We start from the raw sequence: 16332 nt of genomic DNA, 5'->3' as shown, positions 1-16332 counted from the left end.
TTTTTACCTAAAATAAATCTGTCCCACTTTTCCAAAGGAAGGCATGAAAATGACACGCGTCCGAGTTAATGGCTTTACGATCTCGCTTGACGGATACGGAGCGGGTCCGAATCAGGACATGAGTCATCCGCTCGGCGTGGGTGGGACAGATTTGCACCGGTGGTTAGTCCCGACACGCACGTTCCAACGGACGCTATTTGGCGTCGACGGTGGCACAACGGGGATCGATGACGACTTCGCTGCGCGGGGCTTTAAGAATGTTGGCGCCTGGATTCTCGGAAGAAACATGTTCGGACCGATTCGCGGTTCCTGGCCCGACATGAACTGGAAAGGCTGGTGGGGGGACAACCCACCCTATCACGTTCCCACATTCATCTTGACTCATCACGCGCGCGCGCCCATCCATATGGAGGGCGGAACGACCTTCTATTTCGTCACGGGCGGTATCCACGAGGCGCTTGACCAGGCGCGCGACGCAGCCAACCGCATGGATGTGCGCATTGGCGGCGGAACTAACACTATCCAGCAATATCTTCGTGCGGGCCTCATCGATGAGCTGCACGTCGCTATCTCGCCGGTCCTGCTGGGCGGGGGAGAGCGACTGTTCGAGGGGATTGACGCGCGCACTCTAGGATACGAATGCGTTGAGTTCGTCGCGTCGGAGAAAGCCACCCATGTTGTACTTCGGCGCCAAGGGCACACTGACGCCTAGGATTGAACCGGCGATAGCGCGTCGTTGGCCGATGAAGACGATACCCAGATGGCACCTTGTCGTGCTTCCTCTTCACGGTGTGCCTTGTCGATGCGGTACACGATTTCCTCCGCCAACAGGTCGGGATCGGCACTCTGGCCTCCGGTGATGCGCAGCCCACCGTAGTTGAACCCGACCAGGTGTTTACGGAACCCGCGCCCCTTGCGCGCATCCGGCATCATGAACAGGAGTTTCCAGCGTTTGTTGTTGAAGTGTGGAAGGGTGTCCGCTTTCTCGGCATGAATGTGAAGGACCAGGTTTCGCTGGATGTCCTTCAGGGTGTTGTAGCTCTCAACCTCAACCGCCTCAATCGAGGTATAGGGCACCAATCCATCGGCGTTGAAGAACCAGATCCCCTTATCCTTGAGGATCATCAGCGGCGTGGATCCTGCCTTACGATTGAGGAAGGCCACAACAAACATGAACAGTGAGCAAAAGAGCAGCACGTAGGCGAACTTGCCTACCGTGTCGATGCGCAATGCTTGAATGGCGAGAGGCAAGACAAGCAGGCCTCCAATCAAGGCGCCGATTGGGACGCGGCGGCGTTCCGAGAAAGACATATCATTAAGTGATTTTTGCATTTCGTCCTCCAATGACAAAATAGCTATAAGGTGACAGATTTATTTTCTGATGCGAGAAAATAAATTTGTCACCTTATTGTAGAGAAATAAATTTTCTCCCCTTTGTGTTTTTGGGGTTAATCATCATCCTCTAAACTGTTTAGTTCGTTCAGCATTAGAGTGTCTGTTATTTTTATCTTGCTCAAATTGTTGAGGTCGACTGCGCCCCAATCCTCGCTGTCGGAGATCTCTATAATTGTTAATGGGATTTTCTTGTTATGGAAAAAATCTATAATCGCTCTTATGTTTGCATCGTGTTCCAGATGGTCGCTCAAGTAGAGTTGGCATGTGTAAAAAAAACCTTTCTCGCCCATGGCCAGCATCTTGGAGGCGCTAGCTAACGCCCAACCAAGTTTTTTATGGAGGAATTTTGTTGCTTCAATATCCTTTACAGGGGTGCTGCACGAAATGCTTATTTTTGGCATGTTAGAATTCCTCTGGAACTAATGGGTTAAGCGGCTTGCCCATGGTGTCATTTTGGAAGTTACCACCATGCCAACGATATTGGTGCTCGCTTCTGGTTGTAGGGTAAATATTAGACTTTTTATTTGCTAATTGAGGGTAGTCTAACGCGTTGTACATGTGGTGTCCCTCCATTGACTTTCCGTCAAATTTTGGGGTCTTTTTGTTCAAAATATCCTCGGCTTGTGAGTCCGACCAATTCCTTGTGCCGGGCTCGCCGTTCTTGAGTTTTGCTCTTTCATCTGCCCAGAATCCTCTTACGCCTTGGCGTCTTCTCAGACTGAAGCGTCTATCCCAATCAAGATGGGCGGCCTCATCTTGAGTTGCCGTTCTGTTTGCAACCTTACCTTGTAGTACCTCTTTCTGAGGTTTGCTAAGTGGGCTATACGGCGTTTTATAGCTCGGTACGGGTGGGGCGCCTTCATCGACAGCTGCTTTCGCTGTCGAGTTCTCAGCCCCAATATCTGGCTTACCCCCATCCGCTCCCGGACAAGTATCCAACCCCAACGGATCCACCCACCCCGTAGGGTTAGGCACGTACTGGTAGTTGTTCAACCCACCCGCAAGCTTGATCGGATCCGGCGTCAAAAACCGTCCAGTGCCCGGATTGTAGTAGCGATGCCGGTTGTAATGTAAGCCCGTCTCCGCATCGAAATACTGCCCCTGAAACCGCAACGGGTTGTCGATTTCGGCAACGTCCAGCGTGGCGAGGTTGCCGTAGGCACGGTACTTGGCCGACCACATGATCTCGCCGCTGTAGTCGGTGAGTTCCTGCGGGGTGCCGAGGTGGTCGAGTTGGTAGTAGAACGGCTCGGCCTTCAGCGGACCTTCGCCGTCGAGCATCGCCAGTGGGCGGAAAGTACCGGGTTCATAGATGTAACTGCGATAGCGCTTGTCGGCGCTTTCGGCGATCAGCCGTTCGCCTTGCCAGAGGAATTCGGTGGTGTGGCCGTCGACGGTCTTGGCGATACGGCGCCCGAAGGCGTCGTACTTGTAACTGGCGGTACTGCCGCCGGGCAGGCTGACGCCGATCAGGCGGTGTTGGCAGTCGTAACGGTACTCGGTGACCAGTTTCTGCCCGGTGCCGCGACGTTCGCGGATCAGGTTGCCGTAGGCGTCGTAGTCATAATGGCGGTCGCCCTGCATCAGCAGGCGGTTGCCCTTGACGTTGGCCAGGTTGGCGGCGGGCTGATCACCCTGGCCCAACAGGTTGCCGGCCGGGTCGTGGGCAAAGGTTTCCGGGGTGCTGCCGCGTACGTTGATCAGCCGATCGAGCGGGTCGTAGTGGTAGCTGCGATTGCCCTTGCGGCTGTCATCGATGCCCGCGAGGTTGCCGTTGGCGTCGTAGGCGTAGCGGCGCTGGAACAGGTTGCGGTCCTGCTGGCTGACGCTGTGCGCCTGCAACCGGCCTTGTTCGTCGTACTGGTATTGGCTCAGCAGCAGGCCTTGCTGGCGCTGCTGTTCGCGGCCGGCGCTGAACTGGTGGGTGGTCAGGCGCGAACCGTTGAGGTCGATGCTGCTCAGGTGTCCGCCGGGTTGGTGGCGGTAGTCGAGCTTGCTGCCGTCGGGGAGGCGGCAATGGCTCAACTGACCCAGCGTGTCGTACTCATAACGCAGCGTGCCCCAACCCTGATGTTCAGTGATCAGGCGGTCTTGCAGGTCGTACTCGTAGGCGAGGGGCCAGTGGCCGTCGTCGACATTCACCAGGCGACCGAGGGCGTCGTAGCGGTAGTGAATGGCTTCACCGTCGGCCAGGGTTTTCACCAGCAGTCGGCCCGCCGCGTCGCGCTGGTACTCGGTGATCAGCTCGCTGTCGTCATCGCCGAATTCGGTTCTCTTCAGCAATTGTCCGTTGAGGTCGTACTCGTAGGCCGTGCGACGCCCATCAAAGCCGGTTTCCTGTTGGATCAGACCGTTCGGGTAGTAATCGAGGTGGTAGTGCTCGCCACGTTCGTTTTCGATCTCGCTGAGCAGCAGGCGCGAGTTGTCGTAGCGATAACGCAGCTGGCTGCCGTCCGGGTTGATGCGGCGACTGACCAGGTGCAGGCCATCGGCGTATTCGTAGCGAGTCACGCGGCCCAGTTCATCGCGCTCGGCGGTGACCCGGCCATAAGGGTTGTAGCTGAAGGCACGGGTGGCGCCGCCGGGCAGGGTGATTTGCGCGAGGCGGTTGGCGTTGTCCCATTGGTAGTGGGTGATGGCGCCGCTTTCTTCCTGGCGGGTGATCTGCCGACCGAGGGCGTCATAGCGGTATTTGCGCTGGCCGCCGTCGGGCAGGCGCTCTTCGAGCAACTGGCCGAGGTTGTTCCAGCCCAGTTGATGGCGGCTACCGTCCGGGTGACGGATTTCCAGCAAGCGACCCTGGCGGTCGTAGCTGTAGTGGGTGGAGTGGCCGTTCGGGTCGATCTGTTCGGTGATGTCGCCCTGGTGGTTGCGCTGGTATTTCCAGGTCGCCTGGCCACGATGGACTGCACTGACGAAACCGTTGCTGTACTCGTAGGCGGTCGGCTCGTCTTCCGGCGGAACGACGGAGGTCATGCGGCCGGCTTCGTTGTAGTGGTACTCGGTCACCGCCCCCAGCGGGTCTTTTTCGGCGATCAAGCGACCCTTGTCGTCATAGGCCTTGAGGTGTTCGGCACCGTCCGGGTCGACTTTGCTGACCAGCCGCGCCTGATCGTCGTGGGTGTAGATCTCCTCGCTGCCGTCCGCGTTGGTCACGGTCACGCTGCCGTTGTCATCCCAGACGTAATGCGCATCCATCTGCGAGAAACTGGCCCAGTGATGGATGCAGCGCGCCGACTTGCCTTCCTTTTCCCATTCCCAGAAGAAACTCGCGCCGCCGGCCAGTTGCCGCTCGAGAATCACGTTCTGATCGTTGTAGGCGTAGCGCTCGGCTTCGCCGGCCGCGTTCTTCGCCTCGATCAGACGTTGACGTGCGTCGTAGCCATAGGTGACGACGGTCTGAACGGTGCTCCAGGCCTCTTCCAGAGTGTCCGCCGGGCTGAACTGCTGATAGTCGACGGCGATGATGTGCTTGCGGTCATAGCGCAGCAGCAAGGCGCGGCCAGCACCGTTATCGACCCGTTTGATACGCCCGTGGATGTCGCGGGTGATGTGCAGGCGATTGCCGTAATCGTCGCTGATAGCAATCAGCGTCGCGCCCTGGCTGTTGTAGCGGAAGTGGTAGAAGCGGGCGCGTTCACCGGCTTGAGTCAGGATCAGCTCGGACGGATCGTCACCGAGGAAAATCGCCGCTTCCGACAGGCTGTTGGTAATGGCCGGGCGTTGCACACTCGGCAGCGGGAACGTGGTGACGCGGTTTTCGTGGTCGGTCCAGACCACCTCGTCGCCTGCGATATCGACCCGTTGCGCCAGCGCGTGACTCCAGCCGTAGCCGAGGCCGCAATCGATTTCCGCGGCGCTGGTGCGGTAGAGGCGAGTCCACTCGAAGGGCAGCAGGCCGTTGAGCTGGCCATCGGTCAGGGTCAGCAGTTCTTCACCGGTGACCATGGAAACGGGGCAGCCATTGGTGCAGGTGTCCTTGGCACTGGTCGCGCTTTTTTCGTCGGGGTTTTTCGACTGTTTGGGCGCGTCGTGGTGAGGCCTTTCAGCTTTCTCCAGTGTCGAGTTGCGCTTGCCATCGAAACGCAGCTGCGCCAGACCTTTCTTCATCTGAGTGGTGACACCCCGTGCTGCAACGGCGGTGTACTTCTCGACGTACTCCATGAAGCCTTTGATGATCTTGAACACGGACTCGACAAATCCGGTCACGGCCTTGATGACGATTTCGCCGTATTTTTTCAACCGCGCGGCCAGGTAAATGACCCCCGTGCCTTCCGCCGCAATGGTCAGCACTATCGAAATCACCATGTCGATCGCGATCCCGACGACCGCTGCCGTGGCCACTTTCGCGGTTTGGCCAGCCACCTGGGTCGGCGGCAAGCCGGCCAGCCAGATGAAGGCACTGCGCACCAGCAGAAACAGCGCGGCCTCGTCGCTGGCGAGCAACATGGCCTTTTTCATGACGTCGGGTGCGTCCTTGGCCAGTGCCTCAAGCTTGGCGAAGTCGGCTCCGAGATCATCCTTGATCTGTTTCGGATTCTTCAGGATCTCGAGCACCCGGCTGATGCCGTCCCAGACCCCCTTGATCGCCTCCCAGCCGCCTTCCAGGATGCCGGTGCCGACGGCCATGGCGGCAGACGAAGCGGACAGGGTCGCCCATTGAGGTTTGAACCCCGCCCATTCCTTGCGCAGGAAACCTTCCAGTTGAGCGGTCAGGCCGTCATAGGATTTGAACAAGGTGTCGATCTGAGCCGGTGTCACTTCATTGTGAACACGGATCTTGTAGAACTTGCCCGGCACACCCCCCGTCCAGCTGGCTTTGCCCTTGGCATCCAGTTTGACTTTGCTGACCGCACCGCCTTCCACCGCGACGATTTCGACTTCGATGTCGCCGATCGGGATGTCATAGACCGATTCGAATTTGCTTTCGATCAGCAGCGGGCCCTTGAGCGGACACTGGGCCACGCTGGAGAAGTCGCCGTCGGTCATGGTGACCGATTTGCTGGTATTACCGGCCTTGAGCACCCGCTCCATGCCCAGCAGCGAGGGCATGTCAGTCGCCCGGCTGACCTTGTCGGCCGCTTTGGCGTACCAGGTTTGGGTTTGCTCGCGGTACAGCGTCAGGCTGTCCTTGAAGGTACTCAGTTGGTTGTCGACGTAGGCAACGCGATCCATCAGCCTTGCTCCAGAATCAGGTGGTTTAGCAGTGCTTCATTAACGGGTTTCGGAGCATCGGGGCGGCGCACGAAACGGGCGACTTTGTGCCTCAGGTTGCTCTCGGGGTAGGCGGCGTAGAGGTCTGGGCGTTCCTCGCTCAGCCATTGCATCAGGTTGTCGATCAGGGGCGTCGGGTCCTTGGCCGTGAGCTGATCGAGCAACTCCTGCGGCACCTCCCACCACGGCCACGCCTTGGCCGGTGGCACGCCGCGGGCGCCGACGTCCAGGGGCTGGCCATTGATCAGGTAGCGCTCGAACACCGGCAGCAGCTCACCGGCCCCGGCACCGAGACCTTCGAGGATCGGTTGGAGATGCCGGCCGTCCCAGAAGCGAAAAAACACCTCGGTCCCGTCCGGCATGCGGACCTGGGTCAGGCTGCGCAGGTGTTCGAACACGACGTCCGGCGGGCTGCTGGAAACCGCCAGCCAGCCCCAGTCTTCGGCGTCGGTTTCGGCAATCCACTCAAGGAACGCCGAGCCGGGTTTCAGTTCCACCAGGTAAGGCATCACCGGCTGCCAGTCGGCGTAGGGGGTACCGCCCCAGATCGGGATCGGTTCGGCGCTGGCTTCTCGCTGGTAAAGCGCGTTGAGCGGTACCGCATCGCTGGCGTTGCCGATGATCACGTACAGGCGCTCGCCGGTTTGCAGCGGGCGGCTGGCGAGCCAGCCGCGGGGTGTCAGGCGATCAGAAGACGACACAGGCACCTGCCTTGCACTTTTCGCACTCTTCACAGAACGGCGCATTGCGCTTGAGGGTATTGATCTGCGCCGGGGTCAGCACCGCGCCAGCCTTGGCGGCGTCTGCCCGTTTCAGCACGCCTGGCATCAACGGCGCGGCCCCCGTGCCGCTACCCGGGCTGCCGCCGGAGTTCAGGTTGATCACCGGCCCGCTGAGGGTCACGCCACCGGCGTCGATCTTGATGAAGCTGCCACCGCCCTTGAGGGTCAGTTCGCTGCCGGCTTCGAGCACGATTTTCAGGCCACTGCTCAGGTGGATTTCCTGGCCGGCTTCGATGAATTGGCCGGTACCGATCTTGATGTGCTGGTTCACGCCCACGGTCAGGTGGTCGTCGGCCCGGGCTTCGACTTTGCGGTCGGCGTAGACGGTGTGGTGTTCTTCGGCCTTGAACTCGCTGTAGCTGTTGGCCTCGACGGTGTCGTGGCGTTCGTTTCCAACGCGGATCTTCTGGTCGTGCTCGATGTTTTCATCCCAGTCGCGCTGGGCGTGCAGGAAGATCTGCTCCTGGCCTTTCTTGTCTTCGATGCGCAGTTCGTTGAAACCGCCGCCACCCGGGGAACTCAGGGTCTTGAACGTGCTGCGGGTCTTGTTCGCCGGCAGGTCGTACGGGACGACGTTTTCCTTGTGGTACAGACAGCCGCTGATCAGCGGTTGGTCGGGGTCGCCTTCGAGGAAGGTCACCAGCACTTCCATGCCGATCCGCGGAATGGCGATGCCGCCGTAGTGAGCACCGGCCCAGGCGGAGGAGACGCGCAGCCAGCAACTGGTCTTGTCGTCGGCCTGACCTTCGCGGTCCCAGTGGAATTGCACTTTCACCCGACCGTACTGGTCGCAGTGGATCTCTTCACCTTTGGGGCCGGTCACCACGGCGCTCTGGCTGCCGAGAATGCGCGGCTTGGGATGGTTCAGCGGTGGCCGGTTCGGCACGTCCCACGGGGTGGCCTGGAAGCGGTTGCGGTAGCCCTGGTGGAAATCGTCTTTCAGGTTGGTCGTGTCGCTGGTGACCGACTCTTCCAGCACCTGCGGCTGCTTGCCTTCGTGGAGGATTTCGGTGAGCAGCCAGAGGTCGTTCCACTTGGCCTTCGGGTGCTCCGTCAAGGCCAGGAAATGGCCGCTGACCAGCAACGGCTGATCGCTTTTGCCTTCGGCCAGTTGGTAGTCGCTGCGGTGACGCTCAAGGGAGCGCTTGGCCAGGTGCTTGCCGCGTTCGCGGTCGGTGAAGCGACCTGGGTAGTCGTAATCCTCGAGGTCCGGTTTGGCGTCGCCACGGGACTCGCTTTCGAGGGTGATGCGTGGTTTTTCGAAGTCGTAGTCACGGCGGGTGGTGCGGCTGGTGCGGGTTTCCAGGCGCAGGTCGAAGCGCTTGATCACCGGGTCGTTGGCGACCATGCCGGAGTCTTGCTGATAGGCCACGGGCGCCAGTTTCGGGAACACCGTCTGGTCATCGCCGAACACCAGCTTATGGGCCGTGGCGCTGTGCTCGAAGTGGTAATGAATCCCTTCTTCCTCGCACAGGCGCTGGATGAACTGCAGGTCCGATTCATCGTACTGAACGCAATACACGCGTTCGGGATAAGTCGCCCCTAGCTGAAACTGGTAGGCATTGCTTTGGATGCCGTGCTCTTCGAGGACCTGGCCGATGATTTTCGGCACGCTGAGGTTCTGGAAGATGCGTTGGTTGATGCGGTGCGCCAGGTAGGCCAACTGCGGGCGCAAGGTCACGGAGTAACGCGTCAGGCGTTTACCGGCGTCACCTTGGGCAACGCGATAGATCTGTCCGTGAATACCCGTGCCGCTTTGTGCGAGCTGCAGGAACGCCGGTTTGTGCAACAGGCTTTCGAGGTCCAGGGACGGCTGTTCACTGACCAGTTCGACGTCGAACGCGAACGGTTGGCTGATGGCTTCCCGGCCGATGAGGGTGAACACTTGAAGATCGTTCGTAAATCCTTCTACGGTCAGGCTGAAGTGAGTCTGGTTGGCCGGCGCGAACATCCCTTGTTCCTCGTGCAGTGCAACGACATCCGTCGAGGCCCGAGCGGGCGATCAGCGAATGCAAGAATTCTTGAGTGACGCAAACAACATCGACCAGCAGAGCTGGCCGATGTTTTGTAACGGTCGGCCAGACTTAGCCGGCGACCGGGGAACGCCAGTCATCGGAACCCGAAGTACCGGAGACTTCGTGGGTCCAGGTGATTTTGCGGTAGGTGAACTCGACGTCTTCCAGGTGAGTGAAGTGCGAGTTCGACGGGTCCTGGCAGTTGTGCATGTAGTCTTTGATATCGACGATGATCGCGTCTTCAAGCTTGGTGGTGAAGTAATGTTCCTGGGTGCCGGCAGCCGAAGTGCGGTACCACTGGATGGTGATTTCGGTCAGGCGTTCGCCGGAAGTCAGGGCCGCCAGCAGCAGAGGCGAAGACTTGTCGAAGACCTTGGTGATTTTCACTGGCTTGTGCACGCGCTGGCCGGTCGGTTGGCCGGACTGTGGGTCACGCGGGATGATCACTTCGTGGACGAAACCCTGAACCATGACCTGGTCTTCGTGACCTTCCTGGTAGGTGTTGCCCACCGAATCAGCGGTGAAGGCACCGGCGGTGATCAGGCCTTGTTTGGTGCCGGTGATGGACATATACGCTGGTGTTGCCATGGATGCTCTCCTTGCTGAAACATTGAGGGTGCCCGGGAGGCGAAATCGCCCGGTGGGTATCAGTCACCTATCAGGTTTCGTGCCATTTTTATTTTTTGCATGAAAATCAATGGCTTGACGTATGTACGTGTCGGATTTTGCTCAATGTGTTGTGTGAAAAATCTCTAATGTGCGCAAGAAGTTGCGCAGTACTGCGCGAGTTCTTGCGCAGTCGTCTGTACAGCACGAATAACAGGCGCTGTAGGAATATATGCACAGGGTTATCCACAATTATGTGCGCAACTTCTTGCGCATAGTGGCCATGTGATATTAATTGTGGGTTGCCGGCGGTTGAATATTAAAGCGACATCCTTGGCGCTCCCGCTGAATAGGGGAGATGTCTCGTTTTCAGGCCAGTCGATTCATTCTGATTTTTTTGATTGCGTACTTGCTGATTGCCATCATCGTGAGTAGGATGCGCGCTCTTTTTAAGGGCCCGACCTCAATTGGATTGAATGAGTCGTCGCTCTTTGCCGTTATTTGGCGCCATTGAATTGGCAATGGTCATCTGGCGGCATTTCTCATTAAAGGTCATGGATGTCCTACTCAAGCAAACTTTCGGCTCATTACCTTGAGCTCGCCAAAATCTCTGTTTCCAAAGAAGATTTTGCGGGCGAGGACGTTCGTTTTTCGAGCGAATATGAAGCCTTGGAAAGCGAGCTGGGCAAAGCCCAATCCATGCACGAAAGCGGCCAGATCGACTGGCTGAAAATCCGCGAAAATAGCGAAAATCTGCTGCGCACCCAGTCGAAGGATTTACGGGTAGGCGCCTGGCTGACCTGGGCCCTATACCAGCGCGAATCCTTCCAGGGGCTGTTGGCTGGCCTCGGGCTTCTGGATCATTTGTGCAAGCACCACTGGGCCGAGGTTCATCCGCGCAAGGCCCGCACCCGCGCGGCGGCCATCAGTTGGCTGGTGCTGCGCATTGAGCAGGTGCTCAACGAAAACGTCGCGGTCAAAGAGCAGTTGCCGCTGTTCCGCTGCCTGGCCGAACACCTCGAGGGCCTTGATGCCACGTGCACCGAGCACTTGGGTAGCGACGCGCCACTGCTGCTGCCGATCTCCCGTCGCCTGAAAACCATGGTTCAGCGCGCCGCGGACAACCAGCCGGAACCTGGCGTTGTGAATGCTGCCGTGGCGCAGGTCAAGCAGGTCGCCACGCAGTTGTTTGCCCCCGGCGCGCCGATCGACAACGAGAAAGAAGCCCACAAGGCCTTGCGTGCCCAGCAGGAAAGCGCCCGTCCCTTGTGCGCCTGGTGGCTCAAGCAGAAGGCCACCGACTGGCGCGCCCTGCGCCTCAATCGCACGTTGTTGTGGCTGCCCATTGATGCGGTGCCCGAGCGCAACACCGAACAGATCACGGCGCTGCGCGGGTTGCCGGCGGACAAGCTCAAGGCCTACCGGGATCGTTATGAGCAGGGGGCCTACGCTGATCTGCTCGTGGAGTTGGAGGCCAGCCTGGCGAAGGCGCCGTTCTGGTTCGATGGCCAGAGAATGGTCTGGGAGTGCCTGCAAGGGCTGAACGCCGAGATGGCCATGCGTGAGGTGGAAATCCACTTCGCGCTGTTGATTCAGCGCCTGCCCGGCATCGTGGAGTTGCGTTTCCACAACGGTGATCCGTTCGCCGACCCGGCCACTCGCGCCTGGATCAGCGCCCATGTAATTCCGCACCTGCAGACCGCCAGTGCACCGCGCAAGGTCGAAGTCGTTGGCACCCAGTTGCCCTGGGAACAGGCCCTGGAAGATGTCCAGCCGATCTTGCGCAAGGACGGCCTCAAGGCCGCCGTGCAGGTCCTCAAGCAGGGCCTGCAAAACGCCCACGGCGGGCGCGTTCGCTTCTTCTGGCAGTTCGCCCTGGCGCGACTGTGCTTCATGGCCAAGAAATACGAGCTGGCCAAGACCCAACTCGAAACCCTCGACCAGACGCTACAGGACTCGGGCCTGCACGCCTGGGAACCCGATCTCGCGCTGGAAGTGCTGCATCTGCTGCATAGCTGCTGTGAGTTGTTGCCGCAGAACCATGCAGTGCGTGAACGCAAGGAAGAGATTTATCGCAGGCTCTGCCACCTCGATCTCGAAGTCGTACTCGAATAGGCCCCAGGGCCACAACCGCAAGGAGAAAAGCCATGGCCAAAGAAGGCTCGGTAGCCCCCAAGGAACGCATCAACGTCACCTTCAAACCTGCCACCGGTGGTGCTCAGGAAGAGATTGAACTGCCGTTGAAACTACTGGCAATCGGTGACTACACCCACCGCAAGGACGAACGCAAGATCGAAGATCGCAAGCCGATCAGCATCGACAAGATGACCTTCGACGAAGTGCTGGCCAAGCAAGAGCTGCAGCTGACACTGAGCGTACCGAACCGTCTTCAGGAAGACGGCGAGACTGACGAACTGGCCGTGAAACTGCGCGTCAACTCGATGAAGGACTTCAACCCGGCCAGCCTGGTCGAGCAAGTGCCTGAGCTGAAAAAGCTGATGGAACTGCGCGACGCGCTGGTGGCCCTCAAAGGTCCGCTGGGTAACGCGCCTGCGTTCCGCAAAGCCATTGAAGGCGTTCTCGCCGACGACGAGTCCCGCGGTCGCGTACTGGGTGAGCTGGGCCTGAACGCCGCCAACCAGGACGCCTGAGTCCCTATCAGCCAAGGAAGCCAACATCATGAGCACTAGCGCAGCACAGCAAACGAGCGCCGAAAACGGCGAATACAGCATTCTCGACAGCATCATCGCCGAAACCCGCCTGACCCCGGACGATGAGGCCTATGACATCGCCAAGCGCGGTGTGTCGGCGTTCATCGAAGAGCTGCTCAAACCGCAGAACGACGGCGAGCCGGTCAAGAAAGCCATGGTCGACCGCATGATCGCCGAGATCGATGCCAAGCTCAGCCGTCAGATGGACGAAATCCTGCACCACCCGGACTTCCAGGCGCTGGAATCGTCGTGGCGTGGCCTGCAGCTGCTGGTCGACCGCACCAACTTCCGCGAAAACATCAAGATCGAAATCCTCAACGTCTCCAAGGACGACCTGCTGGACGACTTCGAAGATTCGCCGGAAGTGATGCAGTCGGGCCTGTACAAGCATATCTACACCGCTGAATACGGTCAGTTCGGTGGTCAGCCGGTGGGCGCGATCATCGCCAACTACTACCTGTCCCCAAGCTCGCCGGACGTGAAGCTGATGCAGTACGTGTCCAGCGTCGCCTGCATGTCCCACGCGCCCTTCATCGCCGCGGCCGGCCCGAAATTCTTCGGCCTGGAAAGCTTCACCGGTCTGCCGGACCTGAAGGATCTGAAGGACCACTTCGAAGGCCCGCAATTCACCAAATGGCAGAGCTTCCGTCAATCCGAAGACTCCCGCTACATCGGTCTGACCGTGCCACGTTTCCTGCTGCGCAACCCGTACGATCCGGAAGAAAACCCGGTGAAATCGTTTGTGTACCGAGAAACCGTCGCCAACAGCCACGAGCATTACCTGTGGGGCAACACGGCCTACGCGTTCGGTACCAAGCTGACCGACAGCTTCGCCAAGTTCCGCTGGTGCCCGAACATCATCGGCCCACAAAGCGGTGGTGCGGTTGAAGACCTGCCGTTGCACCACTTCGAAAGCATGGGCGAAATCGAAACCAAGATTCCGACTGAAGTGCTGGTGTCCGACCGTCGCGAATACGAACTGGCCGAGGAAGGTTTCATCTCCCTGACCATGCGCAAAGGCAGCGACAACGCCGCGTTCTTCTCCGCAAGCTCGGTGCAGAAGCCGAAGTTCTTCGGCATCAGTGCCGAAGGCAAGGCGGCAGAGCTGAACTACAAGCTCGGCACCCAGCTGCCGTACATGATGATCGTCAACCGCCTGGCCCACTACCTGAAAGTGCTGCAGCGCGAGCAACTCGGTTCGTGGAAAGAACGTACCGACCTCGAGCTGGAACTCAACAAGTGGATCCGTCAGTACGTGGCCGACCAGGAAAACCCGAGCGCCGAAGTCCGTGGCCGTCGTCCGCTGCGTGCTGCCCAGATCATCGTCAGCGATGTTGAAGGCGAGCCGGGCTGGTACCGCGTCAGCCTGAACGTGCGCCCGCACTTCAAGTACATGGGTGCCGATTTCACCCTGTCGCTGGTTGGCAAGCTGGACAAAGAGTAAACGGAGCCTAACTCATGACTGGATACGGCAGCCTTTTCGAACGCCTGGGTGGCGACGCGGACAAGCGCGTCGGCTGGAGCCGCGAGGTTTCTGCCATGGCGTCCGTGGCTGCCCATCTGGCCAAGATGCTCAGCACCCGTGCGGGCAGCGTGCAAACGCTGTCCGACTACGGGCTACCCGATCTCAACGACATGCGCCTGAGCCTGCACGACTCCCTGAGTCAGGCCCGTCTGGCCATCGAAGGTTTTATCGAAGCCTACGAGCCACGCCTTACGAACGTGCGTGTCGTTTCCCTGCCGCGAGACAACGATCGGCTCCGGTTGACCTTCAGTATCGAGGGTTTGCTGGAGGTCGAAGGTTTCAAGCGTCAGGTCAGTTTTGCCGCGCGCCTGGATGGCAGCGGTCAAGTCAAGGTCAACTAAGGAGACAAGGATGTCCGGCAAACCCGCAGCACGAGTCGGTGACCCTACCGCTTGCCCGCTCTCCGGCCACGGAACCAACCCGATCGCCGCCGGTTCCGGCGACGTGTTCTTCGACGGCCTTGCGGCTGCCCGCCAGGGCGATGCCTCGGCGTGTGGTGGTGCGTTGGTCGGTGACCTTGCGGCGACCGTTTTGATCAACGGCAAGCCGGCGGCCACCCTGGACTCGGTGGGAACCCATGGCAACAAGGTCACGGCGGGTTCCGGGACAGTGATTATCGGGAACTCGCATACACCAGCGCCGTTTGTGGCGCCTGTTCCACTGAACATTTTTGGGTTTGATGTGCGCGTCCAACTGCTGGATTCGGCAACCGGAGCACCACTGAAGAATGTCGCATATGTTGCAACCCTTGAGGACGGCACCGAGGTGCAAGGGATTACCGATGAGGCAGGTCTCTCTAAATCTTTAGGTAAAAAAGCTCAATCACAAAACGTCCAGTTTGCGGCCAAGCCAAACTGGCTTTTGCGGGGAGAGTGAAAATGGCTCAAGCCGCTCAAGTCACAACGGTAGCCACGACGCCTGCCGTAGAGGTAGCCCCTGTCCAAATCTATTTGGTTGGCGACCAAGACTACGTTATTCCAATCGTTTTCCCTGATTATAAAATTCATATCGACGGTTATCAGGCGACCCTGTTTGGAAAAAAAATTGAAATCGCAGGGGGTAGCGCTCCGTACCTTGGGCATGCGGGCGTTTTAATCATTAATGGGAAAACAGGGCAGTCGAAGTATTATGAGTATGGTCGGTACCCAGGTCCGGGGCCTGCCGGTCGTGTGCGTGTTGGACAAATCCCTGATGTCGTTTTGAAAGGTGGGGCGATTACTGAGTCATCCCTGAAGAAAACGCTACGGCAAATAGCTATAAAACATGGTCAGTCCGGAGATATTACAGGGGTTGTATTAAGAGGTGTTGTCTACGATAAGGCACTGGCGTGGTTGAAGGCAAAAGAGGCCGAGAATACCAACGACAAGCGTCAGGAGTATGACCTCGGAAATCATAATTGTGTAACTTTTGCGACCGATTTGGCCGCGGCTGTTGGGTTTTCCATTCCTTTTCGTACTCGTGTGGTTGTGCCAAGCGTATATATGACGCAGTTCCAGTTTAGTGAGCCGGATTTGAATTATAAATTTGCTGCGGATACGTTGGAGATCACGAAGTGAGGGTGCTGAAGTGGTTTGTCATCTCCCTGGCAGTGCTGATACTGATTCTGGTAGCGGTTGCCTACTCATTGCTTGATCGCTCCGGTGGAAAGGTGCCGACCTTGAAAGATCATCCCAATGCTTACTGGAGCGGGGCGCAGGACGGCGGTGTTTTTTTTGAAGTCACCAAGGCGAATCCCCCGAACTATTACATTGAGGTTCGTTACGAGAGCGGCGATATTTGGTCTGAAGGTTGGGTGAAATATAAAGGCAAAGGTGAAAGCCAGCTTTTCAGCAAGGACTTGCTTGGTTATGACGGTGGGGAGGATGTTTACTTGCAGGATGGAACGGCTCTGAAACTGAGTCCGGTCATGATCAAATAAAATTAAAGCACTGATTATCAGTGAAATAGCTATATGAAGGTGTGAAGTGGTTAACCTGGATGGGTATCTGGCCGTCGTAGCCGAGAGTGATCTTTTTGGCTCTCTGGCGTTGCTGTGTCTTGTGCTGATTCTGACTGGACTTCGTCGTGGGTTTCGAGAGTCTGTG

Annotated in this window: 14 protein-coding genes; 8 read left to right on the top strand and 6 right to left on the bottom strand. The window is 58.4% G+C overall.

The window, feature by feature from the left end; all coding sequences use genetic code 11:
- Positions 1-43: 43 nt before the first annotated feature.
- Positions 44-712 carry a dihydrofolate reductase family protein gene (locus NUH87_RS06000; protein WP_338525191.1) on the top strand — a complete coding sequence of 223 codons (669 nt, stop codon included), beginning with the start codon at positions 44-46 and terminating at the stop codon, positions 710-712.
- Here NUH87_RS06000 and NUH87_RS05995 read toward each other — a convergent pair.
- The 6 genes from NUH87_RS05995 to NUH87_RS05970 all read right to left on the bottom strand — a co-directional run bounded on the left by NUH87_RS05995 (position 709) and on the right by NUH87_RS05970 (position 9994).
- Positions 709-1332 (bottom strand): hypothetical protein, encoded by a 624-nt coding sequence (locus tag NUH87_RS05995; RefSeq protein WP_338525190.1) that lies wholly within the window; start codon positions 1330-1332, stop codon positions 709-711. The genes NUH87_RS06000 and NUH87_RS05995 overlap by 4 nt on opposite strands.
- A 116-nt stretch (positions 1333-1448) precedes the next feature.
- Positions 1449-1796 (bottom strand): hypothetical protein, encoded by a 348-nt coding sequence (locus NUH87_RS05990; protein ID WP_338525189.1) that lies wholly within the window; start codon positions 1794-1796, stop codon positions 1449-1451.
- A 1-nt stretch (position 1797) separates the two neighbouring features.
- Positions 1798-6570 carry an RHS repeat-associated core domain-containing protein gene (locus NUH87_RS05985; RefSeq protein WP_338525188.1) on the bottom strand — a complete coding sequence of 1591 codons (4773 nt, stop codon included), beginning with the start codon at positions 6568-6570 and terminating at the stop codon, positions 1798-1800.
- On the bottom strand, positions 6570-7355 hold the full coding sequence (locus tag NUH87_RS05980; RefSeq protein ID WP_338525187.1) for a DUF4123 domain-containing protein: 786 nt from the start codon (positions 7353-7355) through the stop codon (positions 6570-6572). The genes NUH87_RS05985 and NUH87_RS05980 overlap by 1 nt, the downstream gene beginning before the upstream one ends.
- Positions 7297-9342 (bottom strand): type VI secretion system tip protein TssI/VgrG, encoded by a 2046-nt coding sequence (tssI, locus tag NUH87_RS05975; protein WP_338525186.1) that lies wholly within the window; start codon positions 9340-9342, stop codon positions 7297-7299. Before tssI ends, NUH87_RS05980 begins: the two co-directional genes overlap by 59 nt.
- Positions 9343-9475: 133 nt before the next feature.
- Complete coding sequence (locus NUH87_RS05970; RefSeq protein ID WP_338523663.1) at positions 9476-9994, bottom strand: Hcp family type VI secretion system effector; 519 nt, start codon at positions 9992-9994, stop codon at positions 9476-9478.
- A 576-nt stretch (positions 9995-10570) separates the two neighbouring features.
- Between NUH87_RS05970 and tssA the strand changes: the two genes are divergently transcribed.
- The 7 genes from tssA to NUH87_RS05935 are packed head-to-tail and all read left to right on the top strand — an operon-like array spanning position 10571 to position 16166.
- Positions 10571-12127 (top strand): type VI secretion system protein TssA, encoded by a 1557-nt coding sequence (gene tssA, locus NUH87_RS05965; protein ID WP_338525185.1) that lies wholly within the window; start codon positions 10571-10573, stop codon positions 12125-12127.
- 32 nt (positions 12128-12159) lie between these two features.
- Entirely contained in the window at positions 12160-12663 is a 504-nt protein-coding gene (gene tssB, locus NUH87_RS05960; protein WP_338525184.1) for a type VI secretion system contractile sheath small subunit, read from the top strand.
- Positions 12664-12691: 28 nt separating this feature from the next.
- Positions 12692-14167: a type VI secretion system contractile sheath large subunit gene (gene tssC, locus NUH87_RS05955; protein WP_338525183.1), complete on the top strand. Its 1476-nt coding sequence runs from the start codon at positions 12692-12694 to the stop codon at positions 14165-14167.
- Between the two features lie 14 nt (positions 14168-14181).
- A complete protein-coding gene (gene tssE, locus NUH87_RS05950) occupies positions 14182-14589 on the top strand; it encodes a type VI secretion system baseplate subunit TssE (RefSeq protein WP_338525182.1) in 408 nt (135 codons plus the stop codon).
- 10 nt (positions 14590-14599) lie between these two features.
- Positions 14600-15124, top strand: coding sequence for a PAAR domain-containing protein (locus tag NUH87_RS05945; RefSeq protein WP_338525181.1), 525 nt, complete (start codon positions 14600-14602; stop codon positions 15122-15124).
- Positions 15125-15126: 2 nt separating this feature from the next.
- Positions 15127-15804, top strand: a complete 678-nt coding sequence (locus NUH87_RS05940; RefSeq protein ID WP_338525179.1) for a DUF6695 family protein — start codon at positions 15127-15129, stop codon at positions 15802-15804.
- Positions 15801-16166 (top strand): hypothetical protein, encoded by a 366-nt coding sequence (locus NUH87_RS05935; RefSeq protein ID WP_338525178.1) that lies wholly within the window; start codon positions 15801-15803, stop codon positions 16164-16166. Before NUH87_RS05940 ends, NUH87_RS05935 begins: the two co-directional genes overlap by 4 nt.
- Positions 16167-16332 lie beyond the last annotated feature (166 nt).

Source organism: Pseudomonas batumici (assembly GCF_036585405.1).
Lineage (GTDB): Bacteria > Pseudomonadota > Gammaproteobacteria > Pseudomonadales > Pseudomonadaceae > Aquipseudomonas > Aquipseudomonas batumici.
The sequence above is the reverse complement of the archived record's forward strand: the minus strand, read 5'-3'. Positions and strand labels throughout refer to the sequence as shown.